The sequence below is a fragment of the Flavobacteriales bacterium genome (genome assembly GCA_020635395.1).
GTDB lineage: Bacteria > Bacteroidota > Bacteroidia > NS11-12g > UBA9320 > UBA987.
In genome coordinates, this window is record JACJZV010000002.1 from 238,670 (window position 1) to 260,816 (window position 22,147).

Genomic DNA, 22,147 nt, shown 5'->3' on the forward strand with positions numbered 1-22,147 from the left:
GCTTTTTTCTTATCTGTTTTAAAGAAATTGGATATATCTTATTCTGAATCTTCAGAATCATCCATACCTCCAGCAGCACTTGCCGACCGAGAAGCACGAGTAACGATAACTGAAACAACACTGTTTTCAGGAGTGTCAAGCAATTCAACGTTTGGAATGTTCAAATCTCGAACCCGGATTGATTTACCAATATTTAACTTGTCGATATTTACTTCAACAAAGTCTGGCATGTCTTGAATAAGACCTTTTACCTTCAATTTGTGAATTTTTACCATCAACTTACCCCCTGCTCTAACACCTGGAGAGTTGCCCACTACATGCACAGGAATACTCAATTCAACTGGATTTTCGAGATTTAACTCGTAAAAATCAGCGTGCAAAATACTTTCAGAAACAGGATGAAATTGCAAATCTTGCAATTTTGCAATGGTTTGTTTTCCGTTAATGTCAAGTCTTACTAAGTACGTGTTTGGTGTATATACCAAGTTTTTGAAGTCTGCCTCATACACTGAAAAAGAAACGTTTTCAGAACCACCATAAAGCACACAAGGAGTTTTTCCTTCTTTTCTAACTGCTTTTGAACTGGCCTTGCCCAATCCACTTCGCAATTCTCCTTTTAAAGCAATTGTTTTCATTTACTATTTAACTTTTACAAATTATTTTAAACCTAATTTTGATTGATAAGCATTGTCGATATTAAACAATGAACTTATCGAACCATATTCGCATACATTGCGGATGGCATTAGAAAAAAGCCTATCCACCGACAATGTTTTAATTTTTTCTGAATGTTTTTTTAACGGAATTGTATCCGTAACCACCAGTTCTTCTAATGCCGAATTTTCGATGGTTTCATAAGCCTTACCAGACAAAACAGGGTGGGTACACACGGCTCTTACAGACAAAGCACCTTGGTCTTTGAGCAATTGAGCAGCTTTGGCCAAGGTATTTGCCGTATCGCAAATATCATCTACCAACACTATATTTTTATCTTGCACATCGCCAATTACAGTCATACTGGCCACTTCGTTGGCTCTTTTACGTTCTTTATCGCAAATAACCATATCGCAGTTTAGCACTTTTGCAAACTCTCTAACCCGTTTTGAAGCCCCAATATCGGGTGCTGCCAAAACCAAGTCGTCTAATTTTAAGCTTTTGAGATAAGGAATAAAAATAACCAAGGAATCCAAGTGATCTACGGGAATATCGAAAAATCCTTGAATCTGTGGAGCGTGCAAATCCATTGTCATTACACGATCAGCACCCGCTGCTACCAATATATTGGCTACCATTTTGGCTCCTATTGGCACACGTGGCTTGTCTTTTCTATCTTGCCTTGCCAAACCAAAATAAGGAATAACGGCAGTTACCATGTGGGCACTTGCCCGTTTTGCTGCATCAATTAGCAACAACAATTCTAAAAGATTGTCTGCCGGTGGAAAGGTGGACTGAATAAAGAATACGTCACAACCACGAATCGATTCATCAATACAAGGTTGAAACTCTCCATCGCTATAAAAGGGGACTGAAACATCTCCAAGCGGTTGCCCATAAGAAAGGGCTATTTTCTCCGCCAAGCCGCGGCTTGCTGTGCCGCTAAATATTTTGACTTTGTTTATTAATGAGGGCATAAAATCGCTTTACTTTCACCGTTTCAAAAGTAACGAACGGTTATCATAAACGGTTGGTTATTTTAACCAACTTTGTTGCCCGAGAAGGATTCGAACCTCCACAAGCTGTACCAAAAACAGCGGTCCTGCCATTAGACGATCGGGCAAAATTGGGCTGCAAATTTAGTATTGTATTTTATTCTTAAAAAAGATTTTTAAAAAAAATTAATTCTGCTACGCTTTCAGCTTAAATGTGTTATGAATATGTGTCAAAATCAACATATACCTCCTATTGAACTTTTGCTCTATCTCCACCATAAATTTGAGAATAGGTTGATTTTGCCACAACAAAAAAAGCTAAGGTGTTATTTCCTTAGCTTTTATAAATATATTTCGAATAAGAGTTAACCTCTAATTGGCTACTTCGCTAATAAATTGAATTCTAAACAATTGCATTTCCTCCAACGAAAAATCACCATCAAATTCATTTACGGCTTCATCCAAATCATTGCTCTCCGTAGAACGGAAATAGTCAAAAATTTCATCTTTAACATCTTCATCAATTATTTCATCGATAAGGTATGAAAAATCCAACTTTGTACCTGAATAAACGATGTTTTCAATTTCGTCTAACAACTCAAAAACCTCCATTCCTTGGGCATTGGCAATATCCTCAATACTCAACTTTTTGTCGATGTTTTGAATGATGGCAATTTTTTTGCCCGACTTGTTGGCCACTGTTTTCAGCACCAAATCTTGTGGTCGGTCAATTTCATTTTCTTCCACATATTCAGCAATAAGCTCAATAAATGGCTTGCCAAACTTTAGGGCTTTGTTTTTACCGACTCCCTGAATATTCTCAAGCTCGGCCATGGTTATAGGATATTTCGTAGCCATATCCTCCAGGGCAGATTCTTGGAAAATCACATACGGTGGCAAATTCATTTCATTGGCCACATCTCGCTGAAGTTCTTTCAGCTTCATGAACAGTTCCTCATCGTGAACTGATTCAATTTGTACACTTTCAAATTCTTCGTCGCTCACACTTTCAAATTCTGTATCAACCGGCATTTCAATTTTAACTGGAGCTTTAAGGAACTCCTCTCCTTTTTCAAGAATAGACAAAAGTCCATATTGCTCGATATTCTTTTCGACCAAATTATTCAACAATGCCAAACGAATGGTGCTTTTCCAGAACATTTGGTCTTTGTTTTTGCCCACACCAAATAGCTCCAACTCATTGTGTTTGTAGGCTTTTACCTCGTTTGATGCCTTGCCAATAAGTATCTTTACAATGTGGTCCATATTAACTTTTCCGTCGGTAGATTTTACTACTTTCAACATTTGCACAAATTCCTTGCTTACATCATGCATTTGTTTTGGTTTTCGACAGTTATCGCACATTTTATTGCAATTGGCATCGTCAAATTCTTCTCCAAAATAGTGCAACAAGAATTTTCTTCTGCATTGACTACTTTCGGCAAAAGAGGCCATTTCTAAAATAAGTTGTGTACCAATTTCTCGCTCGGCCACGGGCTTATCTTTAAGAAATTTTTCTAATTTTTCGTTGTCGCTTGGGTTGTAAAGCAACAAACAATCTCCCTCTCTACCATCTCTGCCCGAGCGGCCTGTTTCTTGATAGTAGCCTTCCAAACTTTTGGGTACGTCATAATGTATTACAAAGCGTACATCGGGTTTGTCTATACCCATGCCAAATGCAATGGTGGCAACAATAACATCTGCCTCTTCCATCAAAAATTGGTCTTGATGGCTCGAACGTGTTTTTGCGTCTAATCCTGCATGATAGGGCAACGCTCTAACACCATTGGCCACTAATATTTCTGATATTTCCTCCACCTTTTTGCGGCTAAGGCAATAGATAATGCCTGATTTGCCTGGATGCCGGTTTATGAAACTTAAAATATCTTTTAAAGCCTGTCCTTTTTTGCCCTTGGCTTTTACCTCATAATAAAGGTTTGTTCGGTTAAATGACGATTTAAAAACCTGTGCATCAAGCATATTCAAGTTTTTTTGAATATCATGCTGCACTTTTGGCGTTGCTGTGGCCGTTAGTGCCACTACCGGCACATCGTCAATAGCTTTAATGATTTGCTTTATGCGTCTGTATTCTGGCCTAAAATCATGTCCCCATTCGCTAATGCAGTGAGCCTCGTCAACGGCCACAAACGACACTTTTACAGAACGCAAAAATTCGATGGTTTCATCTTTTTTCAACGTTTCGGGTGCCACATAAAGCATTTTTGTTTTTCCGGCGGCCACATCATCTTTCACAATGGTGGCTTGTGTTTTTGTTAACGATGAATTTAAAAAATGAGCCACCGCATCGCTTTCTCCAAAGCCACGAATGGAATCAACCTGATTTTTCATCAAGGCGATGAGTGGGGAGATAATAATGGCTGTACCCTCCTTCATCAAAGCAGGTAGCTGATAGCACAATGATTTGCCAGCACCCGTGGGCATAATCACAAAGCAATCTTCGTTATTCAATATGGCTTTGATTACAATTTCTTGGTTTCCTTTAAAAGAGTCGAAACCAAAAAATTCTTTTAAACTCTTGTGCAAATCCTCCGTCTCAGTTGTCATCTATCGTGTGTACTTATGTTAATATGTATGTGTGTTTCTTTCCGAAAGCTAAATTAAGAAAACTTTTAGTATCAAAACAAAAAAAATTTAATTTGCATCAAATTCAACGCTTTTTGCAAAACCTTGATGATGTAGTGATGTGGGCCGTAGAAGCCATTGGTTTGCAAGCCAATGCCGTTTCGGCACTGCAAAGGAAAGTAAAACCCGATTTTAAAGAAATAGTTTTTAAAATTTTGCAGTCAAATGGACGGTTAATTATTACCGGCATCGGAAAAAGTGCGGCTATAGCTAACAAAATTGTGGCCACACTGAATAGCACCGGAACGCCATCTATATTTATGCACGCCGCCGATGCAGTGCATGGCGATTTAGGCATTGTGCAAGAAAACGACATTGTAATCTGCATTTCGAAGAGTGGAAATACACCAGAAATTAAAGCCATTGTGCCCATAATTAAGAAAAACGGCAATCTTCTTATTGGTATGGTTGGCAATTTGGAATCTTATTTGGCAATGCAAAGCGATTATATTTTAGACACCACCATTGAAAAAGAAGCCTGCCCAAACAATCTTGCTCCCACCACAAGCACCACGGCTCAGCTGGTAATGGGCGATGCCTTAGCCATTTGCCTTTTAAAAGCACGAGGTTTTACAAGCCGCGATTTTGCAAAATATCACCCGGGTGGATCGTTGGGTAAAAAACTTTATACAACCTTAGCCGATTTGTCCAAACAAAATTCCCAGCCTCAAACCTCGCCCAATGCCTCCATAAAAGATGTAATTGTTGAACTTTCGACCAAAAGGCTTGGAGCTGTGGCCGTATTAAACAATCATGTTTTAGTAGGAATTATAACCGATGGCGACATAAGAAGAATGCTGGAGAACCACACCTCTATTGAACAGCTCACCGCCAAAGACATTATGAACCCAAACCCAACAACCATGCAGGCCAACGAACTTGCGGCAGATGCGTCGTTGCTTATGGCCGAAAAAAAGATTAGTCAAGTAATTATTTTAGACAATAAGGAATATGTTGGAATGGTGCATATTCATGATTTAAACAGAGAAGGAATATTTTGATATGAATTATTATGCTGTAATAATGGCAGGAGGCGTTGGGTCGAGATTTTGGCCAAAAAGCCGAGCCTCCAAACCAAAACAATTTTTAGACATGCTGGGATTGGGCGAATCTCTTTTGCAAATGACCTATAAACGTTTTGCAGAAATTTTGCCCGAAGAAAATATTTTAATCGTCACAAATTCAGATTATTATGATTTAATAAAAAGCCAAATTCCTACTATAAAAGACAATCAAATTTTGGGAGAACCCATAGCCAAAAATACAGCACCCTGTATAGCCTATGCCGTTTCGAAAATTGCTTCAAAACACCCTGATGCCACTGTAGTGGTGGCACCCAGCGACCACCTTATTTTAAAACAAGAGGCCTTTTTGAGCCGAGTTAAATTAGCTATGGATTTTTGCCAAAGGGTTGAATCTATTGTTACTTTAGGTATAAAACCTTCCAGACCCGACACTGGCTACGGATACATTCAATTTTTAGATGATTCAGCATGGAAAGAGGTGTTTAAAGTAAAAGTTTTTACCGAAAAGCCAAGTTTGGAAATTGCCCAAAATTTTATTGAAAGTGGTGATTTTTTGTGGAATGCAGGCATTTTTATTTCAACCGTAAAAACATTGAAACATGCCTTTGAAACCCACCTTCCGGAAATGTATGACCTTTTTGCAAAAGGAAAATCAAAATACTTTGGTAGTAAAGAAAAAGAGTTTATCGACCAAATTTATCCGGCCTGTCAGAGCATCTCAATAGACTACGGGATAATCGAAAAATCGGACAATGTCTATGTTATTCCTTCAGAATTTGGGTGGAGCGATTTAGGAACTTGGAAATCTCTTTACGAAGTGGCCGATAAAAATGAAGAACAAAATGTACCAATTGGCACCAACATTGAGTTAACTAATTCTAAAGGCAATTTGGTGGTTTCTTATGGCGAAAAATTGGTGGTTTTGGAGGGCGTAAACGATTTATTTGTGCTTGATTCGGAAGATGCTCTTTTGGTCTGCAACAAAGAAAACGAACAAGAAGTAAAACGAATTGTCAACGAGGTAAAGGCCAAATTTAAGGACAAATACATTTGATTTTCAATCGATTAAAACTATATCTCTTCTTTGTTGTTGCCGTAATAATCACATCATTTTCGGCACACACGTCCGATTTTTCTAGAGTTTATGACGGAGAATACGCGTGTGTGAACTTGTCAAAAAATGAACTTCAAAAACCTCAAAACATGGCTTCATTTTATGCCTTACTTGACGATTTGATAAAAGGAAGGCGAACCAAATTAAACATTACTCATATTGGCGATAGCCACATTCAAGCCGATTTCTTATCACACACCACAAGAAAACTGTTTCAAAAAACCTTCGGTAATGGCGGTCGTGGATTTGTTTTTCCATTCCGGCTTATCAGAAGTAACAGCCCCCTAAATATAAAAATTTCATACAACGGGCAGTGGGAAGGTTGTAGAAGCATATTGACAAGCAATGACTGTAACTTTGGGGTTTGCGGTGCTACAGCTACCACCTTCGACAGCTCATCTTCGTTCAAAATCAACCCAAATTTTGACGATGACATGAACTACGAATTCAGCAAACTAAAACTATTTAGTTACCACACACCACTGAGTTTTGATATTGCCTTGCTGGATGCCGACAGCAATAGATTGGACTACGACTATCAGCCAATCAGCAGCTCCGTGTCTGAAATATTTTTTACCAAAAACCAAGACAGTCTGTGGTTGGGGTTCGAAAAATTTGACGACCAGCAGTATTTTCAGCTGTTTGGGATGAGTTTTGAAAACGAAAATCCGGGCATTATATACAATGCCATTGGGCTAAATGGGGCTTATGCAAAGAGCTATTTAAGAAATAATTTTTTCGATGATCAATTTGCTTCTTTAGAATCAGATTTGGTTATAATTTCGCTGGGTACAAACGATGCTTACATGAGTGAGAAATTGTTTTGCAAAACATGCTTCAAATCGTATTACAGAGAGTTGGTTGGCAAAATAATTTCTCAAAATCCCGCAGTATCGTTGTTGTTTACAACCCCCGGAGATTTTTATGTTTCACAAAAATATCACAACAACAATATCAATGAAGTGGTAGATGGAATTTATGAATTGGCGGATGAATTTGGAGCTGCCGTTTGGGACTTTAATGCCGTAATGGGTGGCAGTTATTCGGTAAACAAATGGCGAAATGAAGGTTTGGCAAGAGGTGACTTGGTGCATTTTACCGAAGAAGGGTATGTGCTTCAAGGTAGGCTATTGTATCAAACAATCATTGATGCCTACGAAAAAAGATTTGATTAATTGCAGTGCTTACACCTCGCGAAATATTTTTCTATCACGCTAAAAATCCACTGATTTTTAGTCAATACCTATTTCTATTTTTGTTTACCATTGGCTTTATCATTTTTGCCTTTGTAAACAGGAGAACATTGGTGAGAAACGCTTATTTATTGGGGTTTAGCTTGTTCTTTTATTATAAATCCGGTGGCATTTTCTTCTTTTTGCTACTATTCTCTACACTTGTCGATTATTGGTGTGGAAACCAAATTTACCGCTCAGAAAACACCAAAACACGAAAAACCTACCTAATAATTAGCATGGTTATTAATTTGGGGCTTTTGGCCTTTTTTAAATACTCTGAATATGTTGTTTCGCTTATAAATGATATGGCCGGAACCGAATTTAGGGCCGTTAATTATTTGTCGGTTTTTTCAAACAACATTTTTGGTAGTCATTTTGATATTTATAAAATAATACTGCCGGTGGGTATTTCCTTTTTTACCTTCCAAACCATGAGCTACACTATAGACATCTACCGACGGGAATTGGAGCCTGCAAAAAACTTGGTTGATTTTGGCTTTTTTGTTTCCTTTTTTCCTCAATTGGTGGCAGGTCCCATTGTTCGTGCATCCGATTTTATACCGCAGATTTACAAAAAATACAACCTTACCCGCGAGCAACTCGGCATGGCCTTGTACCTCATAATGAGTGGTTTGTTTAAAAAAGTTTTTATTTCAGATTACATATCGGCCAACTTTGTGGATAGAGTTTTTGAAGCTCCCCAACTTTATACCGGATTTAGCAATTTGATGGCTGTGTATGGCTACAGCATTCAAATATATTGCGACTTTTCTGGATATAGCGATATGGCCATAGGCATTGCAGCCCTGCTGGGTTTTCATATTCCAATCAATTTCAATTCGCCATACAAATCCACCTCTATTACTGATTTTTGGCGGCGTTGGCATATATCTCTTAGTTCTTGGCTTCGCGATTATTTATACATTTCGCTGGGCGGAAACAAAAAAGGGAAGATACGAACCTATATTAACTTAATGTTGACCATGCTGCTCGGTGGTTTGTGGCATGGTGCTGCCACCAAGTTTATCATTTGGGGTGGTTTGCATGGTGCGGCATTAGCTATTCACAAACTCTGGATGCAGTATTTCCCAAAAATAAGCAAAGCCAAGTCTTTGTTAGCCACTATCATCACGGGCTTCATTACTTTTCACTTTGTGGCCTATTGCTGGGTTTATTTTAGAGCTGAAAATTTAGCCAAAGTCCGTTTGATGTTTAATCAAATATTTAATCATTTTGAGTGGGCAACAGTGGGCGAAAGAATTTCGGGATTTGCAATTCCATTGGCCTTCATTTTGTTAGGATTTTTAATACACTTTATACCCAATAATTTTAAATCATGGGCAAAAAATCTGTTCGTAATAATGCCGGATTGGGCAAAAGTGGCCACCTGTGCTGCAGTCATTTTCATCGTTTATCAGGCTAAAACTTCGGATATACAACCGTTTATTTATTTCCAATTTTAGTTAATTCCTCAGCTATTTTTTTTCCGATAATCTGCCTCCCTATTTGGTCGTAATGTTCGGTTGGAAATGTTTCTCTATCCAAAAAATGAATATCGCCTACCAACTCCAAATTGTCAATAACAAGAACGTTTTTCATGCCATACCTATCCACCAAAAAATCCCGATTTTGACGCATTAACCATACCAAATTGTGTCCGACCATCGTTTCGGTTTGCTCTACATTTTCGGCTAAAATATTAAAAATCAATGTTATATCTTTTGATTTAGCTACATCCACCATTTCATCAAAAGCCTTTAAAATGGGGTTGTTCTCATCAATCTTAAAACCATAAACTTTAATATTTTGGTCGGCAATAATTCTTTTTTGCAACTGCACCGACCCCGTGTCGGACAAAAACTTTTCTTGTGCCGTCCATTCTTTCACGTTTTTAAACTGAAATTTTATCGAGTCATTGTTTTCAAACGTATCATAAATCCAATGTTTCCATTTTTCAATATCTCGTTCGTGTCCACTTCTATTATCGTAAAAATTGAGCGATGCCAACAATCTTGTCATTATTGGCAGATTGGGTTCATAAAATCTTGATTCTTTTAACAATTGAGCCGTATTTCCCCCATAAATATTATCTGGACCGAAGGTTCTCAAATTCATGGTAACAATGACGGTTTTGCCAGATTCTACATTTTTTAACAAGGGTAAAAACTGACGGGCATCGTAGGCAGGATGTTCAATGGCCACAATCCTTAAATCATCGCAATATTGGTCGGCAAAATCACTAATTCGCAACTTTAAACTATCTTTTGGAGAGGTGGTAAAATTGGATGACTCTGCAAAATAAAGCACATCGGCCATATCCTGTTTCTGCCAAATATCCAGAACGGTTGGTGCCATTTTGTCTAAATCATTCTTCCAAAAAAAAGTTTTGTATATCTGATTGAAAAGCAAAAACAGAGCAATCAAAACCGCTATTCGTGGCAACCCCTTCATACCGATATTTTTCAACTTTTCCATCAAAACTGAAAATAGATAAACGGATGATTTGTGACACCTGCCCAGGCGGAAATGCACCATAAAAATAGGGCATATATTCCCCAACGGATAGGCCATGAATAATTTGACAAAACGGCATCTATTCGTTTATTATATAAGGCAAAATCAGCCAAAATTAATCCAAGCCACATTACAAATATTTGAGGCTCGATGTCTAACATTTTACTACCCGAAGGTTGAAATAAAGATTGCAAATGACTAAATGCAGCATCGATGCTCTCACTTCTAAAGAACACCCAAGCCGCATTTACCCCTAAAAAAATGAGTATGCCACCAATAATTTTTGCATTGGTTTTATTCTTCATTTTAATTACTGATGTGGTACTCTTTTCGAGCAAATAGAGCAAACCATGAATGCCGCCCCAGACAATAAATGTATAATTGGCTCCATGCCAAAAACCACTTACAACAAAAACTATCATAATGGCCACCGCCCATTTAAAGGTAGATTGCCGATTGCCCCCAAGCGGTATGTACAAATAATCGCGAAACCATGTAGAAAGCGAAATGTGCCACCTACTCCAAAACTCGCCTATGCTCGTGCTGAGGTAGGGTGTTTTGAAATTATCCATCAAACTGATGCCTAAAAGCAATGCAGAACCCTGTGCTATGAGAGAATATCCGGCAAAGTCGGCATAGATTTGAAAACAAAAGGCTAAAGTGCCAATCCAACGACTGCCCAACGTATAATTTAGTGAATGAGAATAAACTTCGTCTGCCAAAGGTGCTAGGTTATCGGCAATGCACATTTTAACAAAAAAGCCAAAAAGAATAAGTCTAAACCCATTTCTAAAATTTTCATAATTAGGCACATATTTGGCTTTTAATTGAGGCATTAAATCAGCAAATCGTTCGATAGGACCGGCCACCAATTGCGGGAAAAAGGTAACAAAAAGTGCAAATTTACCCAAGTGTTTTTCGGGACTAATACGGTTGTTGTACACATCAATTGTGTAGCTTAGCGTTTGAAATGTGTAAAACGAAATACCCACCGGAATGGCAAAAAACACACCCTGCACAAGCACTCCAAAAACGGGATGCTGTGCCGTGTAAATATTGGCCAACATGGCATCGGGAGGTTTTACAAACAGACTTAAATATTTAAAACCAAAGAGCAAACCCAAATTGGTTATTAGGCTCATTATTAATAAAACACGCTTTTGATTTTGCGATTTTTGCGGCATTTGCAACGCCACCGTATAATCCACCAATGTTGAAAAAACGATAAGTGCCAAAAACTCAACTTTCCACCAGGCATAAAACAAATAACTAGCTGACAAAAGCAACACCCACCTATATTTGTTTGGCAACAAATAGTATAACACAACCACCAAAGGCAGGAAGATGAGATATGCTACCGAGTTAAATTGCAACGATTTTTAGTAATATATCGGACAAATTTAATCTGAAAATTTAAGTGATTATTTACAGGCTCCTTCCGAGTAAGAGATAACACCTGCTCTGTCCGCCTCGCACGGGTTGCCATAGGTTTTGCCATCGCATCCACAAACAGGATTGTATTCTTTAGTGCAAGGACCATCTGAAATTTTTGATTCGTCAATACAATCGGATGTAGCCTTATCTTTACAAGAAAGAAAAAACAAAAGACCAACAATCACAAACGTCAAACGGTAATGTGCAGATTTTTCCATCAATTTAGGGTTTGTGGTTTTTATAATATTCATCCAAAAGACCTTGCACCAGATGCCCAACATTTTCAGCTGGTGGATTTTTGAAAATAATTCGTTTCTTCTCGTCTAAAATGTAAATCTCGGGCGTTTTCTTTTGGTTGTAATCCTCTCTGAATGTTGCCCCTTCCACAGCTCCCAACACATTTATCCATTCCAATTTATTGTTACGGATAAACGCTCTCCAATCGTCTAATTCATTTTGGGTCATTACAGCAAATATTTCTACCCCTTTCGTATGGAGCGTATCATACATTTCTTTCAAAATAGGCACTTCTTTTTTACAGTGACCGCAATTGGGCTGCCAAAAAACCACTACCGTAACCGGATATTGCAACCGATGCAAGGAGTACATTCGGCTGAGAGAGGTATCCGGTAAAGTCATATTTGGAGCTACTTTGCCACATTGTATCAGTGCGTTTTTTTGAACGTATTCACACATTCTTTTTGTGGTAGAAGAGTCTGCCCAATAGCTTTTTCCGGCACAATAATATTTTTGTGCCATGTGATAAACCACTCCATCCAAACAAATAACCTCCTGTTTTTCGTAGTGACTTACCAACCACCAAATGGCATATTTATAGGTTTCTTTGCAATTATTTTTTTCCAATATCTCGCAATAGTTGTCGATATAAGGTATTAACGAATCGGGCGATTGTGCGAAAATTTTGGTGAAATAATATTCTAATTTCCCATTGTATATAGGCGTTCGCATCATCCCATCATCAGTCAAATCAAAGTTATCCCAATAATGTTCTCTATAATATTCATACCTTTTCCATTCATCATCACCCAATTCTTCCGGAATTTCTATTTCCATCAAAGCCTTATACAGTTTTGCAACAAACGTGTTCGGATATTGATCAATAATTCGTTTCTTTTCATTATGCACTTCCATATCAATGGCACGCAGCATGGGCCTAAGGCTATCTTTGCAGGCTTCACTCGTACATTTTTTATATTTCTCAATAAGTTCCTTTTTTCTTAGCCCAGGCTCTATTGCAAATTTGTCGAAACCAAAAAATACTTCGTTTTCTAACGAGCCAATGGCCTTTTTTGATTGAGGCGTTGAGGCTGTATCGCAGGCAATTTCAAACTGCTGGTCATCTTTTGGAACAATAAACTCTATATAGTTTCTTTTTGGAAAAACTAAAATATACACACCATGCAACAACGGGCCAGAGCCTTTGAAATGCAGTTTGCCATCCTTTTGTACCGCTGCGGTATCAACTATTTTGTTTTGATCGGCATAATAATGTGCCAAAATGCAAGAATCGCCAGGATGTAAACCATCCACTTTAAAAACAAGATTATATTGTGCCTTTGCAGAAAAGCCGAATCCTATAAGAAAAATTAGAATTAACTTTAGCGTTTTCATCAAGGTTCGTTCTTAACGGGACTATTGTTCTCATCATATTCTTTGAGCATGTATTCAAGAATTTTTCCAACGTTTTCGGCAGGCGGATTTTTAAATTCAATCACTTTGTGTTCGTTTAAAATATATACCTGTGGTGTACTGATAATGTTATAATCCGCTCTGTAAGTAGCATTGTTGTGGGCATCCACCACGTTTATCCAGCTTAATCCATTGTCCTTAATATACTTTTTCCAACCATCTACATCAGCCTGAGTATAGACTGCATATACCTCTACTCCTCGTTTTTTCATGGTGTCGTACATTTCCTTCAATTTAGGAATCTCTTTCTTGCAGTGTCCGCATTGATGATCCCAAAAAACTACAACCGTTATTTTTGACTGGATTTTGTGCATCTCCACCATTCTAAAATAGGTAGTGTCATACAATTGCATATTGGGGGCTATATCTCCACAACGCGTTTTACCAATTTTTACCGCGTGCTCACACATTTTGGCTACTAAAGAAGAATCTGCCCAAAAGCATTTTCCGGCACAGTAGTAATCTTGTGCCATGTGGTGCAACACTTTGTCCATGCACATAATTTTCGACTCTTCATGATGATTTGTTATCCACCAAACGGTGTATTTATACATTTCTTTAGCCCCGCCTTTTTCCATTCGTGAGCATAAATCATCGATAACAGGAATCAACGAATCCGGATTTTGGTCGAACATTTTGGTTATGTAGTTTTCCAGTTTTCTTTTAAATAAAGGAGTTCTAAGCATTCCATCATCGGTCAAATCGATATTGTCCCAATAATGCTTTTGCATATACTCAAACGCCAAATCCTCATTCGATTTTATAGATTCAGGTATTTCTACATCCATAACGGCCTTAAAAAGTTTTGCCACAAAAGTTTGCGGGTTTTGGTTTATCAACTCCAATCTTCTTTTGTCTATTACCTCGTCTATTGCCTCTACTTTGGCTCTAATGGCATCTTTGCAGCCATCATCAGCACATTTCTTATATTCTTCAATTAATGTTGCTTTTGGTTTACTTTGCTCAGAAGCAAACTTATCAAAGTCGAAAAACAACTGATTATCTAAAGAGCCAACTGCTGATTTTCCGGCAATAGCCAGCGAAGTATCAAATTGAATTTCAAACTCTTGGTCGTCTTTAGGCACTAAAAACTCAATGTAGGATCGTTTTGGTAGAACAATTATATAGACACCATTGTCCAATTTCTTGTCACCCTTGTATGTTACCTTTCCATTTTTTACCGCCGCCGTGTCCACAACTTTGTTCTGGTCGGCATAATAATAGGCCAAAATACAAGAGTCTCCTTCTTTTAATCCCTTTACTTTGAAAGAAATACTATATTGAGCACTCGCGGTTCCGGAAATTGCAAGCAGCAGAACGATAAATGATTTTAAAAACTTCATAAATTGCAAATTATTCAATTTTGACAAAAATAAGATTTCGAAAACGTTATGTCGCTATCAAAGACTGTGCCTGATACTAAAACGTTGCTTTGCGATGATAATTTTCCCAATTTTTTTGAATTGGTACACGAGGTTGTCAAACTAATACCTGAGGGTAGAGTGACCACTTATGGTGCTATTGCCAACTATTTGGGAGCGGCCAAATCGAGCAGAATGGTGGGCTGGGCTATAAATAACGTTGGTAGTAAATCTGACTTCATACCGGCTCATCGAGTTGTGAACCGAAAAGGAATGCTGACAGGAAAGGCTCATTTTGGGTCTCAAAACGAAATGCAAATACTCTTAGAAAAAGAAGGTCTAAAAATTAAAAACGACGCAGTTCAGGATTTTGAAAAGGTTTTTTGGAATCCGATGGAAACATTAAGTCTATAAAAAAACTCCTTCTTCCCAGAAGGAGCTCAATCCACTATTTATAGTCGCATAGTATATAGTGTGCTATTTAATATGGAATGGAAGGCTTTAATTGGACAACTTGTCAGACAAAAATCCTATCAGAAGCAATTTTTACCCTCATCCATTTCCCTACTCTAAAACGAGCCTGAGCCGTGTGGTTTTTTGCTTTTCATATTTGTTTGAGGAATCCTTTACTTTATTATTTCCACCCCTATTGGCGGCCATAATAGAAGCCAAATAGAATTGATTATTTAGCCAAATCCGAGCAGGTTTTATGCCATGACTCATATACAAATGTATAGTTCTTTCTCTATTGCATGAACAATATTCATATTTTTTTTTACCTAAATAAAGAAAAAAAATACCGCTTTAGGTTTGCCCCAATGCTTAAATATCCAAACGTTAGGTGGGTTTTGGTTTAAAAAAAAACACAAAAAAACCCGTTCAACTTTGTTGAACGGGTTTAGTCAAAAAACTTTTATTGTCTTAGCTACATCCCAATGAATTTCCGCAGTTCAAGCACTTATAACAAGTACCACTTCTAACCGTCAGGTGTCCGCATTCGTTGCATGCCGGAGCATCGCTCTGCATAGATTTAAGATGAATGTCCGTTGCATTTCCTCCACCAACACTGCCATGCTCGTGATTCATCTCTATAGATTTGCTGGCTGCCACTTCTTCAACCATCACTGTTTTTACTTTGTGATTTGTTGGAGAAGACTGGGCTTTTGTATGGTCAGAAACACTGATATTAGTGGGTGGAACTTGAACCAAATCATTTCTGTGCAAATATTCAAAGCCAAGCAATCTGAAAATAAAATCTATGATTGATGTGGCATTTTTAATGTTGTCATGACCCTCTACATAGCCCGCAGGTTCAAATTTTGTAAAAGTAAATTTATCTACAAACTCACGCAATGGCACACCATATTGCAAACCAATAGAAACTGCAATAGAGAAACAGTTCATCAACGAACGGAAGGTTGCTCCCTCTTTGTGCATATCCACAAATATTTCGCCTAATCTACCATCGCTATATTCGCCTGTTCTGATGAACAATGTTTGGCCACCAACTTTGGCTTTTTGTGTAAATCCACCCCGTTTGTTTGGAAGTTTTTTTCGCTCTACAATGTTAGAAAGCTGCATTTGGAAAATAGTATCGTGGCTTTCATCAATTATTTTTCTTGCGGCCTCCAATACCATATCGGGCGTTATGTCTTCCAAAGAAAGCTCTGCTTTCTCTCCCAATACTTCTATAATTTTTTCATCGGCAGAAACTTCTTCGGTTTTGCTATCCGATTTGTTGCTCAAAGGTTGAGACAATTTACAACCATCTCTATAAAGTGCATTTGCTTTCAACCCAAGTTCCCAGCTTAGTTGATAGCAAGATTTGATATCATCTTGAGAAGCCTCGTTCGGCAAATTAATTGTTTTTGAAATTGCTCCAGAAATAAATGGTTGGGCAGCGGCCATCATTCTAATGTGGCCGTGTGCATGAATATATCTTTCGCCAATGTTTCCACATCGGTTTGCACAATCAAACACGGGTAGGTGTTCGGCTTTAAGATGTGGAGCTCCTTCAACGGTCATTGTTCCACATACATAATCATTTGCAGCGGCAATTTGATTGTTGTTGAATCCTAACGCCCTCAAAAGGCTGAAGCCTTCTTTTTCATATACCTCTTTTTGGAAACCCAATCTTGTCATGGCTTCTTCTCCAAGAGTCCATTGATTGAAAACAAAATTGATTTCGAAAGCACTTGCCAAACCTGATTCTATAGCTGCTAAATCTGCGGCGTTAAATCCTTTTGCGGCAAGTGTTGTATGATTAATCTCGGGGGCGTTTACCAAGGTGGCATGTCCCTTTGCATAATTAACGATATCAACTATTTGTTCTGCATCATACCCCAACGTTTTCAATGCTCCTGGCACAGATTGGTTCACTATTTTAAAGTATCCGCCGCCACTAAGTTTTTTAAATTTAACCAAAGCAAAATCGGGTTCAATACCGGTTGTGTCGCAATCCATAACCAAACCAATGGTTCCTGTTGGAGCAATTACAGTGGTTTGAGCATTTCTATAGCCGTATTTCTCTCCTTCCATCACTGCTTTATCCCACATATTGCAGGCAGATGTCAATAAATATTCTGGACAATATTTGGGGTCAATACCCACAGGTTTAATACTCAATCCTTCATAATCGCTGGCATTGTAGGCTGCGTATCTATGATTTCTCATTACACGCAACATATCTTCTTTATTTTTATCGTATTCTTTAAAAGCACCCAAATATTTTGCCATTTCTGCCGATGTTGCATAAGCTGTTCCGGTCATTATTGAGGTAATGGCTCCACAAATGGCGGTAGCCTTCGGACTATCGTAAGGAATACCTGAAAGCATTAAAACAGAGCCAAGATTGGCATATCCAAGACCCAAGGTTCTATAGGCATACGACAATTCGGCAACTTCTTTTGATGGAAATTGAGCCATCAATACCGAAATTTCAAGCACAACCGTCCAAAGTCGTGAGGCATATTCAATGCCCGCAACATCAAACGTATGTGTATCGGCATTAAAAAAATGTCTTAGGTTTAACGATGCCAAATTACAGGCGGTGTTATCCAAAAACATATATTCCGAGCATGGGTTTGAAGCATTTATCTGACCACCTTGAGGGCATGTGTGCCACTCGTTTATAGTTGAGTCAAACTGAACTCCCGGATCGGCACAAGCCCAAGCAGCAAATGAAATATCATCCCAAATTTTTTCGGCAGGAATGCTTCTCATAACTTCACCGGTGCTTCTGGCTATCAAATCCCAATCTTCGCCATTTTGCAAAGCATGAAAAAACTTATTCGGAATTCGAACAGAATTATTAGAGTTTTGACCAGAAACGGTTTGGTAAGCCTCGCCCTCATAGTGCGAAGAATATCCTGCATCAATTAAAGCAGCAACTTTCTTTTCTTCATCCTTTTTCCAGTTGATGAATTCCATAATCTCTGGATGATCCAAATCGAGTGTTACCATTTTGGCCGCTCTTCTGGTTGTTCCTCCAGATTTTATAGCTCCGGCTGCTCTATCTCCAATTTTCAAGAACGACATTAAACCGCTTGATGTTCCGCCTCCGCTTAGTTTTTCGCCGGAACCCCGAATGGCAGAAAAATTGGTACCTACCCCCGAACCATATTTGAATATACGTGCTTCTCTAACCCACAAATCCATGATGCCGCCATCATTAACCAAATCATCGCTAACGGACAAAATAAAACAAGCGTGTGGTTGAGGTCTTTCGTAAGCCGAGGTTGATTTTTTTAACTTTCCGCTTTCCGGGTCGCAATAGAAATGCCCTTGAGGTTTTCCGGTAATGCCATACGTATTGTGCAATCCGGTGTTGAACCATTGTGGAGAATTGGGTGCAGCATGCTGAGCCGTGATGCTGTAAACCAACTCATCATAAAACACTTCTGCATCTTTTTTTGAGTTGAAATAATCGTATTGTTCTCCCCACGTTTTCCAACAATCGGCCAACCTATGAGCCACCTGTTTGATAGAGTTTTCAGACCCCAAACTTCCATCGGCCTGAGGCACACCGGCCTTTCTAAAATATTTTTGAGCCAAAATATCAGTGGCCACTTGAGACCAAGATTTCGGAACTTCCACGTTATCCATTCTAAAAACAGTGTCGCCACTTGGATTTTGAATTACTGATGTTCTAATATCGTATTCAAATAAATCCGCTGCTTGGATACCCTCTTTAGTGAAATAGCGTTCAAATTTTAATCCTTTGTCCTTTTTGCTTACTTTTTTAAGGCTCATATCTTTGTTTTCTAAATAATAATATAATATGTAATGGGTAAATTTCAGCCGCTAATATTTTTAACGGGTTTTTGCTCAAAATTAGGCCTATAAAATCTGTCGAAACGATTGCACTTTTCCACACCATTTTTTCATTGTACGAAAAATGTGACTTACCGCTGTTGATAACAAATCGTTAATTTTTTGTGCATATTTCGACACTCTTACCTAACCTTTTGACTTCCAATGAAATGATGCATTTTTTGGTTAAAATTAGTTTTGTACAACTTGATTTTGATAAATATTCTTCCATTAAAATTTTTAAAAACAGGTAATATTTTGAAAACTACCATGTTGCAGATTATTTTAGTTTCTTTGCAGCTGGATGGAAAATAATATCAAAAATATTTTGTCGAAAAATATCAAGAATGGTAAAAAAATGTTGGCCATTCTGATAGACCCCGATAAAGCAGATTTGAACCATCTCAATAAAATTCTTGCTCCGCACAATTTACCCAAAATAGATTTGATTTTGGTTGGAGGCAGCGTATTAACCAAAGGAAACATTGACGAAGTTTTATCCCATATCAAATCTTTGACAGACAAGCCGTGCATTCTTTTTCCGGGTAGCCCAGACCAAATCAACCCCAAAGCCAATGCTATATTGTTGTTGGCCTTGCTGTCCGGACGTAACCCAGAACTTTTGATTGGGAAACATGTTGAATCGGCTTTGCGTTTAAAACAATCCAACTTAGAAATAATCTCAACGGCGTACATTCTTATTGATGGTGGCAATCAAACCACTGTATCCTACATATCGGGCACAACACCCATCCCTGCTGATAAACCGGGTTTAGCCGCACTTACTGCCTTGGCAGGCGAACAGTTGGGAAAACACATTATTTATATGGATGCAGGTAGCGGAGCAAAAAATCCGATAACCCAAGAGGTCATTTCAACGGTTAGAGATTTGACCACACTGCCCATAGTAGTTGGCGGCGGCATACGAACAGCCGAAGGAATAAAAACGGCATGGCAGGCCGGGGCAGATATTGTGGTAATCGGTAATATGCTCGAATCAAATCCTGAATTTTTGGAGTTGATTTAATAACATATAATCTGCACCCACCCAATTCAAAACTTTGGGCATCTCACTTTATGGGGACTCAACGATTGCCACAACGAACCTGAGCTTGCATTTTTGCGACCTATGCTTCTGCTGTAAGTAAATTGTAAAAAGGAATAGTTGTCGTTGTTGTTTGGGTTTCCGCGTTGTACTCTACCTTCATAGGGTTCTCCTAAATTTCTGTCGCTAAGCTGCACGGCTATATCGCCTTTGGCACTTTGCAACACCGTTTTGTCGGCATACGTTGTACTTACATCATCTATATAATCTGTAAATGTTTTACGCATAGAAAGCTCAAATCCAATATAATTTCGTTTGCCGATATCTTTTCGAAAACCAACACCAAACGGCACCACCCAAGAGGTTAATTTATACGTACTCTTTCCTGGCTCGAGTCCTTGCCCCTCTGTACTCAGCGGTTGTAAATCATACCACACTCCGTTTAATTCTGCCTGTGGGTTAAACTGTATGGCTCCAAGTCCGAGAAATGAATATACTTCTATCGTGGCCCTTTTATTTCGGGTAAATTGGGACATATTGACCAAAACCATTTCCCCGGTAACAGAAACCTCGTGAATATTAGAGCGAAAACTTAAATTTCGTTTTCTTCTATTTTCATCTTCGCTGTATTGATCGGATGCACTAACACGTGCAAGGCCAAAATCTGTTCGAATAGCAAAGCGATTGTTAATATTGCATTTTAGACCATAACTATTGTTTGCTCCCAAAGTTGCCAAGTCTAAATCAAAAAATGCGTCTTTTCCCTTACCTTGACTTCCACCTAAATCACCGAAAAAAGTGGTGCCACCAACGCCAATTTTAATTTCTAAAACATTTCGTTTGTAAGAAGTAATTTGTGAGAAAACATTTTGATAAATAGCCAAAAACAAGGCAAATGCCAACGAAGAACGAGCAATTTTCATCATAAAAAAAATAAGTAGTAATGCTACAAACGGCCAAAGCCGCTTTCTAAACTAATACGAATATAGTATGGTTTTGGAGATTTTCAAGTAATTAGCGATAAATAACGCTATTTACGGCCTCTACAACGCGTTTTACATTGGGCAAATAGGATTCTACCAAAGTTGGGGCGTAAGGCAATGGCACATCGCGGCTCGTAACGCGACTTACCGGGGCATCCAAATAATCGAATGCATACTTCTGGATGGCATAGGCAATTTCTGACGAAATACTTGCCAAAGGCCACGCCTCTTCTACTACCACCAAACGGTTTGTTTTCTTTACACTGTTTATGATGGTTTCAATATCCAATGGGCGAACAGTTCTTAAATCAATGATTTCGGCGTTGATGCCTTGTTCAGTCAATGCGGTATTGGCATCTTCCAACACCCGCATCATTTTTCCAAAAGAAACAATGGTAACATCGCTGCCTTCTTTCACAACATGAGCTTTGCCCAAAGGCAAAAGATATTCTTCTTCCGGCACTTGCCATTTCAAACCATACATTTGCTCGCTTTCCATAAAAATAACAGGGTCGTTATCTCTAATGGCTGATTTTAGCAAACCTTTAGCATCATACGGGTTTGACGGAACAACCACTTTCAAACCCGGGGTATTGGCATACCAATTTTCAAAATTTTGAGAATGTTGTGCTCCCAATTGTCCAGCACTACCCGTTGGCCCTCTAAAAACCATGGGGCAGGTAAACTGGCCACCGCTCATTGAGTTCATTTTTGCTGCCGAATTAATAACTTGGTCAATGGCAACCAATGAAAAATTGAATGTCATAAATTCCACCACCGGTCGAAGTCCATTCATTGCCGCCCCTACCGCAATTCCCGCAAAACCAAGTTCAGCAATTGGTGTATCAATCACCCTTTTTTCGCCAAACTCTTCCAACATACCTTGACTCACTTTGTAGGCTCCGTTGTATTCTGCCACTTCTTCGCCCATCAAAAAGACACGCTCATCTCTTCGCATTTCTTCTGACAATGCTTCTCGCAGGGCTTCTCTGAATTGAATTTCTCTCATTTGCTTCAAAAATGAGCGGCAAATTTAGTGTTTAGTTTTCTTAGTTTGGCAAATTACATAAGACAACAACCTTTACTTTCGCTATCGCTTAACGTTTGGAAGCTGCTATTTTTG

18 protein-coding genes and 1 tRNA gene are annotated in these 22,147 nt (G+C 38.5%); 6 read left to right on the top strand and 13 right to left on the bottom strand.

The window, feature by feature from the left end; translation table 11 throughout:
• Positions 1 to 38: 38 nt before the first annotated feature.
• The 4 genes from H6607_07230 to recQ all read right to left on the bottom strand — a co-directional run bounded on the left by H6607_07230 (position 39) and on the right by recQ (position 4,214).
• Entirely contained in the window at positions 39 to 635 is a 597-nt protein-coding gene (locus tag H6607_07230; protein MCB9262151.1) for a 50S ribosomal protein L25/general stress protein Ctc, read from the bottom strand.
• A gap of 21 nt (positions 636 to 656) precedes the next feature.
• Positions 657 to 1,631, bottom strand: coding sequence for a ribose-phosphate pyrophosphokinase (locus H6607_07235; GenBank protein ID MCB9262152.1), 975 nt, complete (start codon positions 1,629 to 1,631; stop codon positions 657 to 659).
• 75 nt (positions 1,632 to 1,706) lie between these two features.
• Positions 1,707 to 1,777: transfer RNA gene (locus tag H6607_07240), tRNA-Gln, on the bottom strand.
• Positions 1,778 to 2,021: 244 nt separating this feature from the next.
• Positions 2,022 to 4,214 carry a DNA helicase RecQ gene (gene recQ / locus H6607_07245; protein ID MCB9262153.1) on the bottom strand — a complete coding sequence of 731 codons (2,193 nt, stop codon included), beginning with the start codon at positions 4,212 to 4,214 and terminating at the stop codon, positions 2,022 to 2,024.
• A gap of 137 nt (positions 4,215 to 4,351) precedes the next feature.
• Here recQ and H6607_07250 point away from each other — a divergent pair, with 137 nt between their 5' ends.
• The 4 genes from H6607_07250 (at position 4,352) to H6607_07265 (ending at position 9,129) form a co-directional block, all read left to right on the top strand.
• Positions 4,352 to 5,293: a KpsF/GutQ family sugar-phosphate isomerase gene (locus tag H6607_07250; protein ID MCB9262154.1), complete on the top strand. Its 942-nt coding sequence runs from the start codon at positions 4,352 to 4,354 to the stop codon at positions 5,291 to 5,293.
• 1 nt (position 5,294) lies between these two features.
• Complete coding sequence (locus tag H6607_07255) at positions 5,295 to 6,371, top strand: mannose-1-phosphate guanylyltransferase (protein ID MCB9262155.1); 1,077 nt, start codon at positions 5,295 to 5,297, stop codon at positions 6,369 to 6,371.
• Between the two features lie 110 nt (positions 6,372 to 6,481).
• Positions 6,482 to 7,606, top strand: a complete 1,125-nt coding sequence (locus tag H6607_07260) for a hypothetical protein (protein MCB9262156.1) — start codon at positions 6,482 to 6,484, stop codon at positions 7,604 to 7,606.
• Positions 7,606 to 9,129 carry an MBOAT family protein gene (locus H6607_07265; protein MCB9262157.1) on the top strand — a complete coding sequence of 508 codons (1,524 nt, stop codon included), beginning with the start codon at positions 7,606 to 7,608 and terminating at the stop codon, positions 9,127 to 9,129. The genes H6607_07260 and H6607_07265 overlap by 1 nt, the downstream gene beginning before the upstream one ends.
• Here H6607_07265 and H6607_07270 read toward each other — a convergent pair.
• The 5 genes from H6607_07270 to H6607_07290 form a co-directional block, all read right to left on the bottom strand.
• Positions 9,110 to 10,141 carry a hypothetical protein gene (locus H6607_07270; protein ID MCB9262158.1) on the bottom strand — a complete coding sequence of 344 codons (1,032 nt, stop codon included), beginning with the start codon at positions 10,139 to 10,141 and terminating at the stop codon, positions 9,110 to 9,112. The two genes, H6607_07265 and H6607_07270, sit on opposite strands and share 20 nt — an antisense overlap.
• The gene (locus tag H6607_07275) at positions 10,141 to 11,460 is read right to left on the bottom strand and encodes an MBOAT family protein (protein ID MCB9262159.1); all 1,320 of its coding nucleotides are present in this window, start codon (positions 11,458 to 11,460) and stop codon (positions 10,141 to 10,143) included. The genes H6607_07270 and H6607_07275 overlap by 1 nt, the downstream gene beginning before the upstream one ends.
• A 141-nt stretch (positions 11,461 to 11,601) precedes the next feature.
• Positions 11,602 to 11,832 (bottom strand): hypothetical protein, encoded by a 231-nt coding sequence (locus H6607_07280; protein ID MCB9262160.1) that lies wholly within the window; start codon positions 11,830 to 11,832, stop codon positions 11,602 to 11,604.
• 4 nt (positions 11,833 to 11,836) lie between these two features.
• Positions 11,837 to 13,246 (bottom strand): DUF5106 domain-containing protein, encoded by a 1,410-nt coding sequence (locus H6607_07285; protein MCB9262161.1) that lies wholly within the window; start codon positions 13,244 to 13,246, stop codon positions 11,837 to 11,839.
• Positions 13,246 to 14,667, bottom strand: a complete 1,422-nt coding sequence (locus H6607_07290; GenBank protein ID MCB9262162.1) for a DUF5106 domain-containing protein — start codon at positions 14,665 to 14,667, stop codon at positions 13,246 to 13,248. The genes H6607_07285 and H6607_07290 overlap by 1 nt, the downstream gene beginning before the upstream one ends.
• A gap of 48 nt (positions 14,668 to 14,715) precedes the next feature.
• Between H6607_07290 and H6607_07295 the strand changes: the two genes are divergently transcribed.
• Positions 14,716 to 15,099, top strand: coding sequence for an MGMT family protein (locus H6607_07295; protein ID MCB9262163.1), 384 nt, complete (start codon positions 14,716 to 14,718; stop codon positions 15,097 to 15,099).
• A 150-nt stretch (positions 15,100 to 15,249) separates the two neighbouring features.
• Here H6607_07295 and H6607_07300 read toward each other — a convergent pair whose 3' ends face one another.
• Together H6607_07300 and H6607_07305 are read right to left on the bottom strand one after the other, a co-directional pair.
• Positions 15,250 to 15,408, bottom strand: a complete 159-nt coding sequence (locus H6607_07300; GenBank protein ID MCB9262164.1) for a hypothetical protein — start codon at positions 15,406 to 15,408, stop codon at positions 15,250 to 15,252.
• 198 nt (positions 15,409 to 15,606) lie between these two features.
• Positions 15,607 to 18,936 (bottom strand): vitamin B12-dependent ribonucleotide reductase, encoded by a 3,330-nt coding sequence (locus H6607_07305; protein MCB9262165.1) that lies wholly within the window; start codon positions 18,934 to 18,936, stop codon positions 15,607 to 15,609.
• Positions 18,937 to 19,300: 364 nt separating this feature from the next.
• On the opposite strand from H6607_07305, the gene H6607_07310 reads away from it, so the two are divergent.
• Complete coding sequence (locus H6607_07310; GenBank protein ID MCB9262166.1) at positions 19,301 to 20,023, top strand: geranylgeranylglyceryl/heptaprenylglyceryl phosphate synthase; 723 nt, start codon at positions 19,301 to 19,303, stop codon at positions 20,021 to 20,023.
• A gap of 26 nt (positions 20,024 to 20,049) precedes the next feature.
• Here the strand turns inward: H6607_07310 and H6607_07315 are convergent, their stop codons facing one another.
• Complete coding sequence (locus H6607_07315) at positions 20,050 to 20,967, bottom strand: hypothetical protein (GenBank protein ID MCB9262167.1); 918 nt, start codon at positions 20,965 to 20,967, stop codon at positions 20,050 to 20,052.
• 88 nt (positions 20,968 to 21,055) lie between these two features.
• Positions 21,056 to 22,033, bottom strand: coding sequence for a pyruvate dehydrogenase complex E1 component subunit beta (locus tag H6607_07320; protein MCB9262168.1), 978 nt, complete (start codon positions 22,031 to 22,033; stop codon positions 21,056 to 21,058).
• Positions 22,034 to 22,147 lie beyond the last annotated feature (114 nt).

Coding starts and splice junctions, on each gene's coding strand:
- H6607_07300 (MCB9262164.1), bottom strand. CDS start 15,408: ATGAGTCATGGCATAAAACCTGCTCGGATTTGGCTAAATAATCAATTC.
- H6607_07310 (MCB9262166.1), top strand. CDS start 19,301: ATGGAAAATAATATCAAAAATATTTTGTCGAAAAATATCAAGAATGGT.
- H6607_07230 (MCB9262151.1), bottom strand. CDS start 635: ATGAAAACAATTGCTTTAAAAGGAGAATTGCGAAGTGGATTGGGCAAG.
- H6607_07250 (MCB9262154.1), top strand. CDS start 4,352: ATGTGGGCCGTAGAAGCCATTGGTTTGCAAGCCAATGCCGTTTCGGCA.
- H6607_07270 (MCB9262158.1), bottom strand. CDS start 10,141: ATGGAAAAGTTGAAAAATATCGGTATGAAGGGGTTGCCACGAATAGCG.
- recQ (MCB9262153.1), bottom strand. CDS start 4,214: ATGACAACTGAGACGGAGGATTTGCACAAGAGTTTAAAAGAATTTTTT.
- H6607_07280 (MCB9262160.1), bottom strand. CDS start 11,832: ATGGAAAAATCTGCACATTACCGTTTGACGTTTGTGATTGTTGGTCTT.
- H6607_07255 (MCB9262155.1), top strand. CDS start 5,295: ATGAATTATTATGCTGTAATAATGGCAGGAGGCGTTGGGTCGAGATTT.
- H6607_07285 (MCB9262161.1), bottom strand. CDS start 13,246: ATGAAAACGCTAAAGTTAATTCTAATTTTTCTTATAGGATTCGGCTTT.
- H6607_07305 (MCB9262165.1), bottom strand. CDS start 18,936: ATGAGCCTTAAAAAAGTAAGCAAAAAGGACAAAGGATTAAAATTTGAA.
- H6607_07315 (MCB9262167.1), bottom strand. CDS start 20,967: ATGATGAAAATTGCTCGTTCTTCGTTGGCATTTGCCTTGTTTTTGGCT.
- H6607_07235 (MCB9262152.1), bottom strand. CDS start 1,631: ATGCCCTCATTAATAAACAAAGTCAAAATATTTAGCGGCACAGCAAGC.
- H6607_07320 (MCB9262168.1), bottom strand. CDS start 22,033: ATGAGAGAAATTCAATTCAGAGAAGCCCTGCGAGAAGCATTGTCAGAA.
- H6607_07295 (MCB9262163.1), top strand. CDS start 14,716: ATGTCGCTATCAAAGACTGTGCCTGATACTAAAACGTTGCTTTGCGAT.
- H6607_07290 (MCB9262162.1), bottom strand. CDS start 14,667: ATGAAGTTTTTAAAATCATTTATCGTTCTGCTGCTTGCAATTTCCGGA.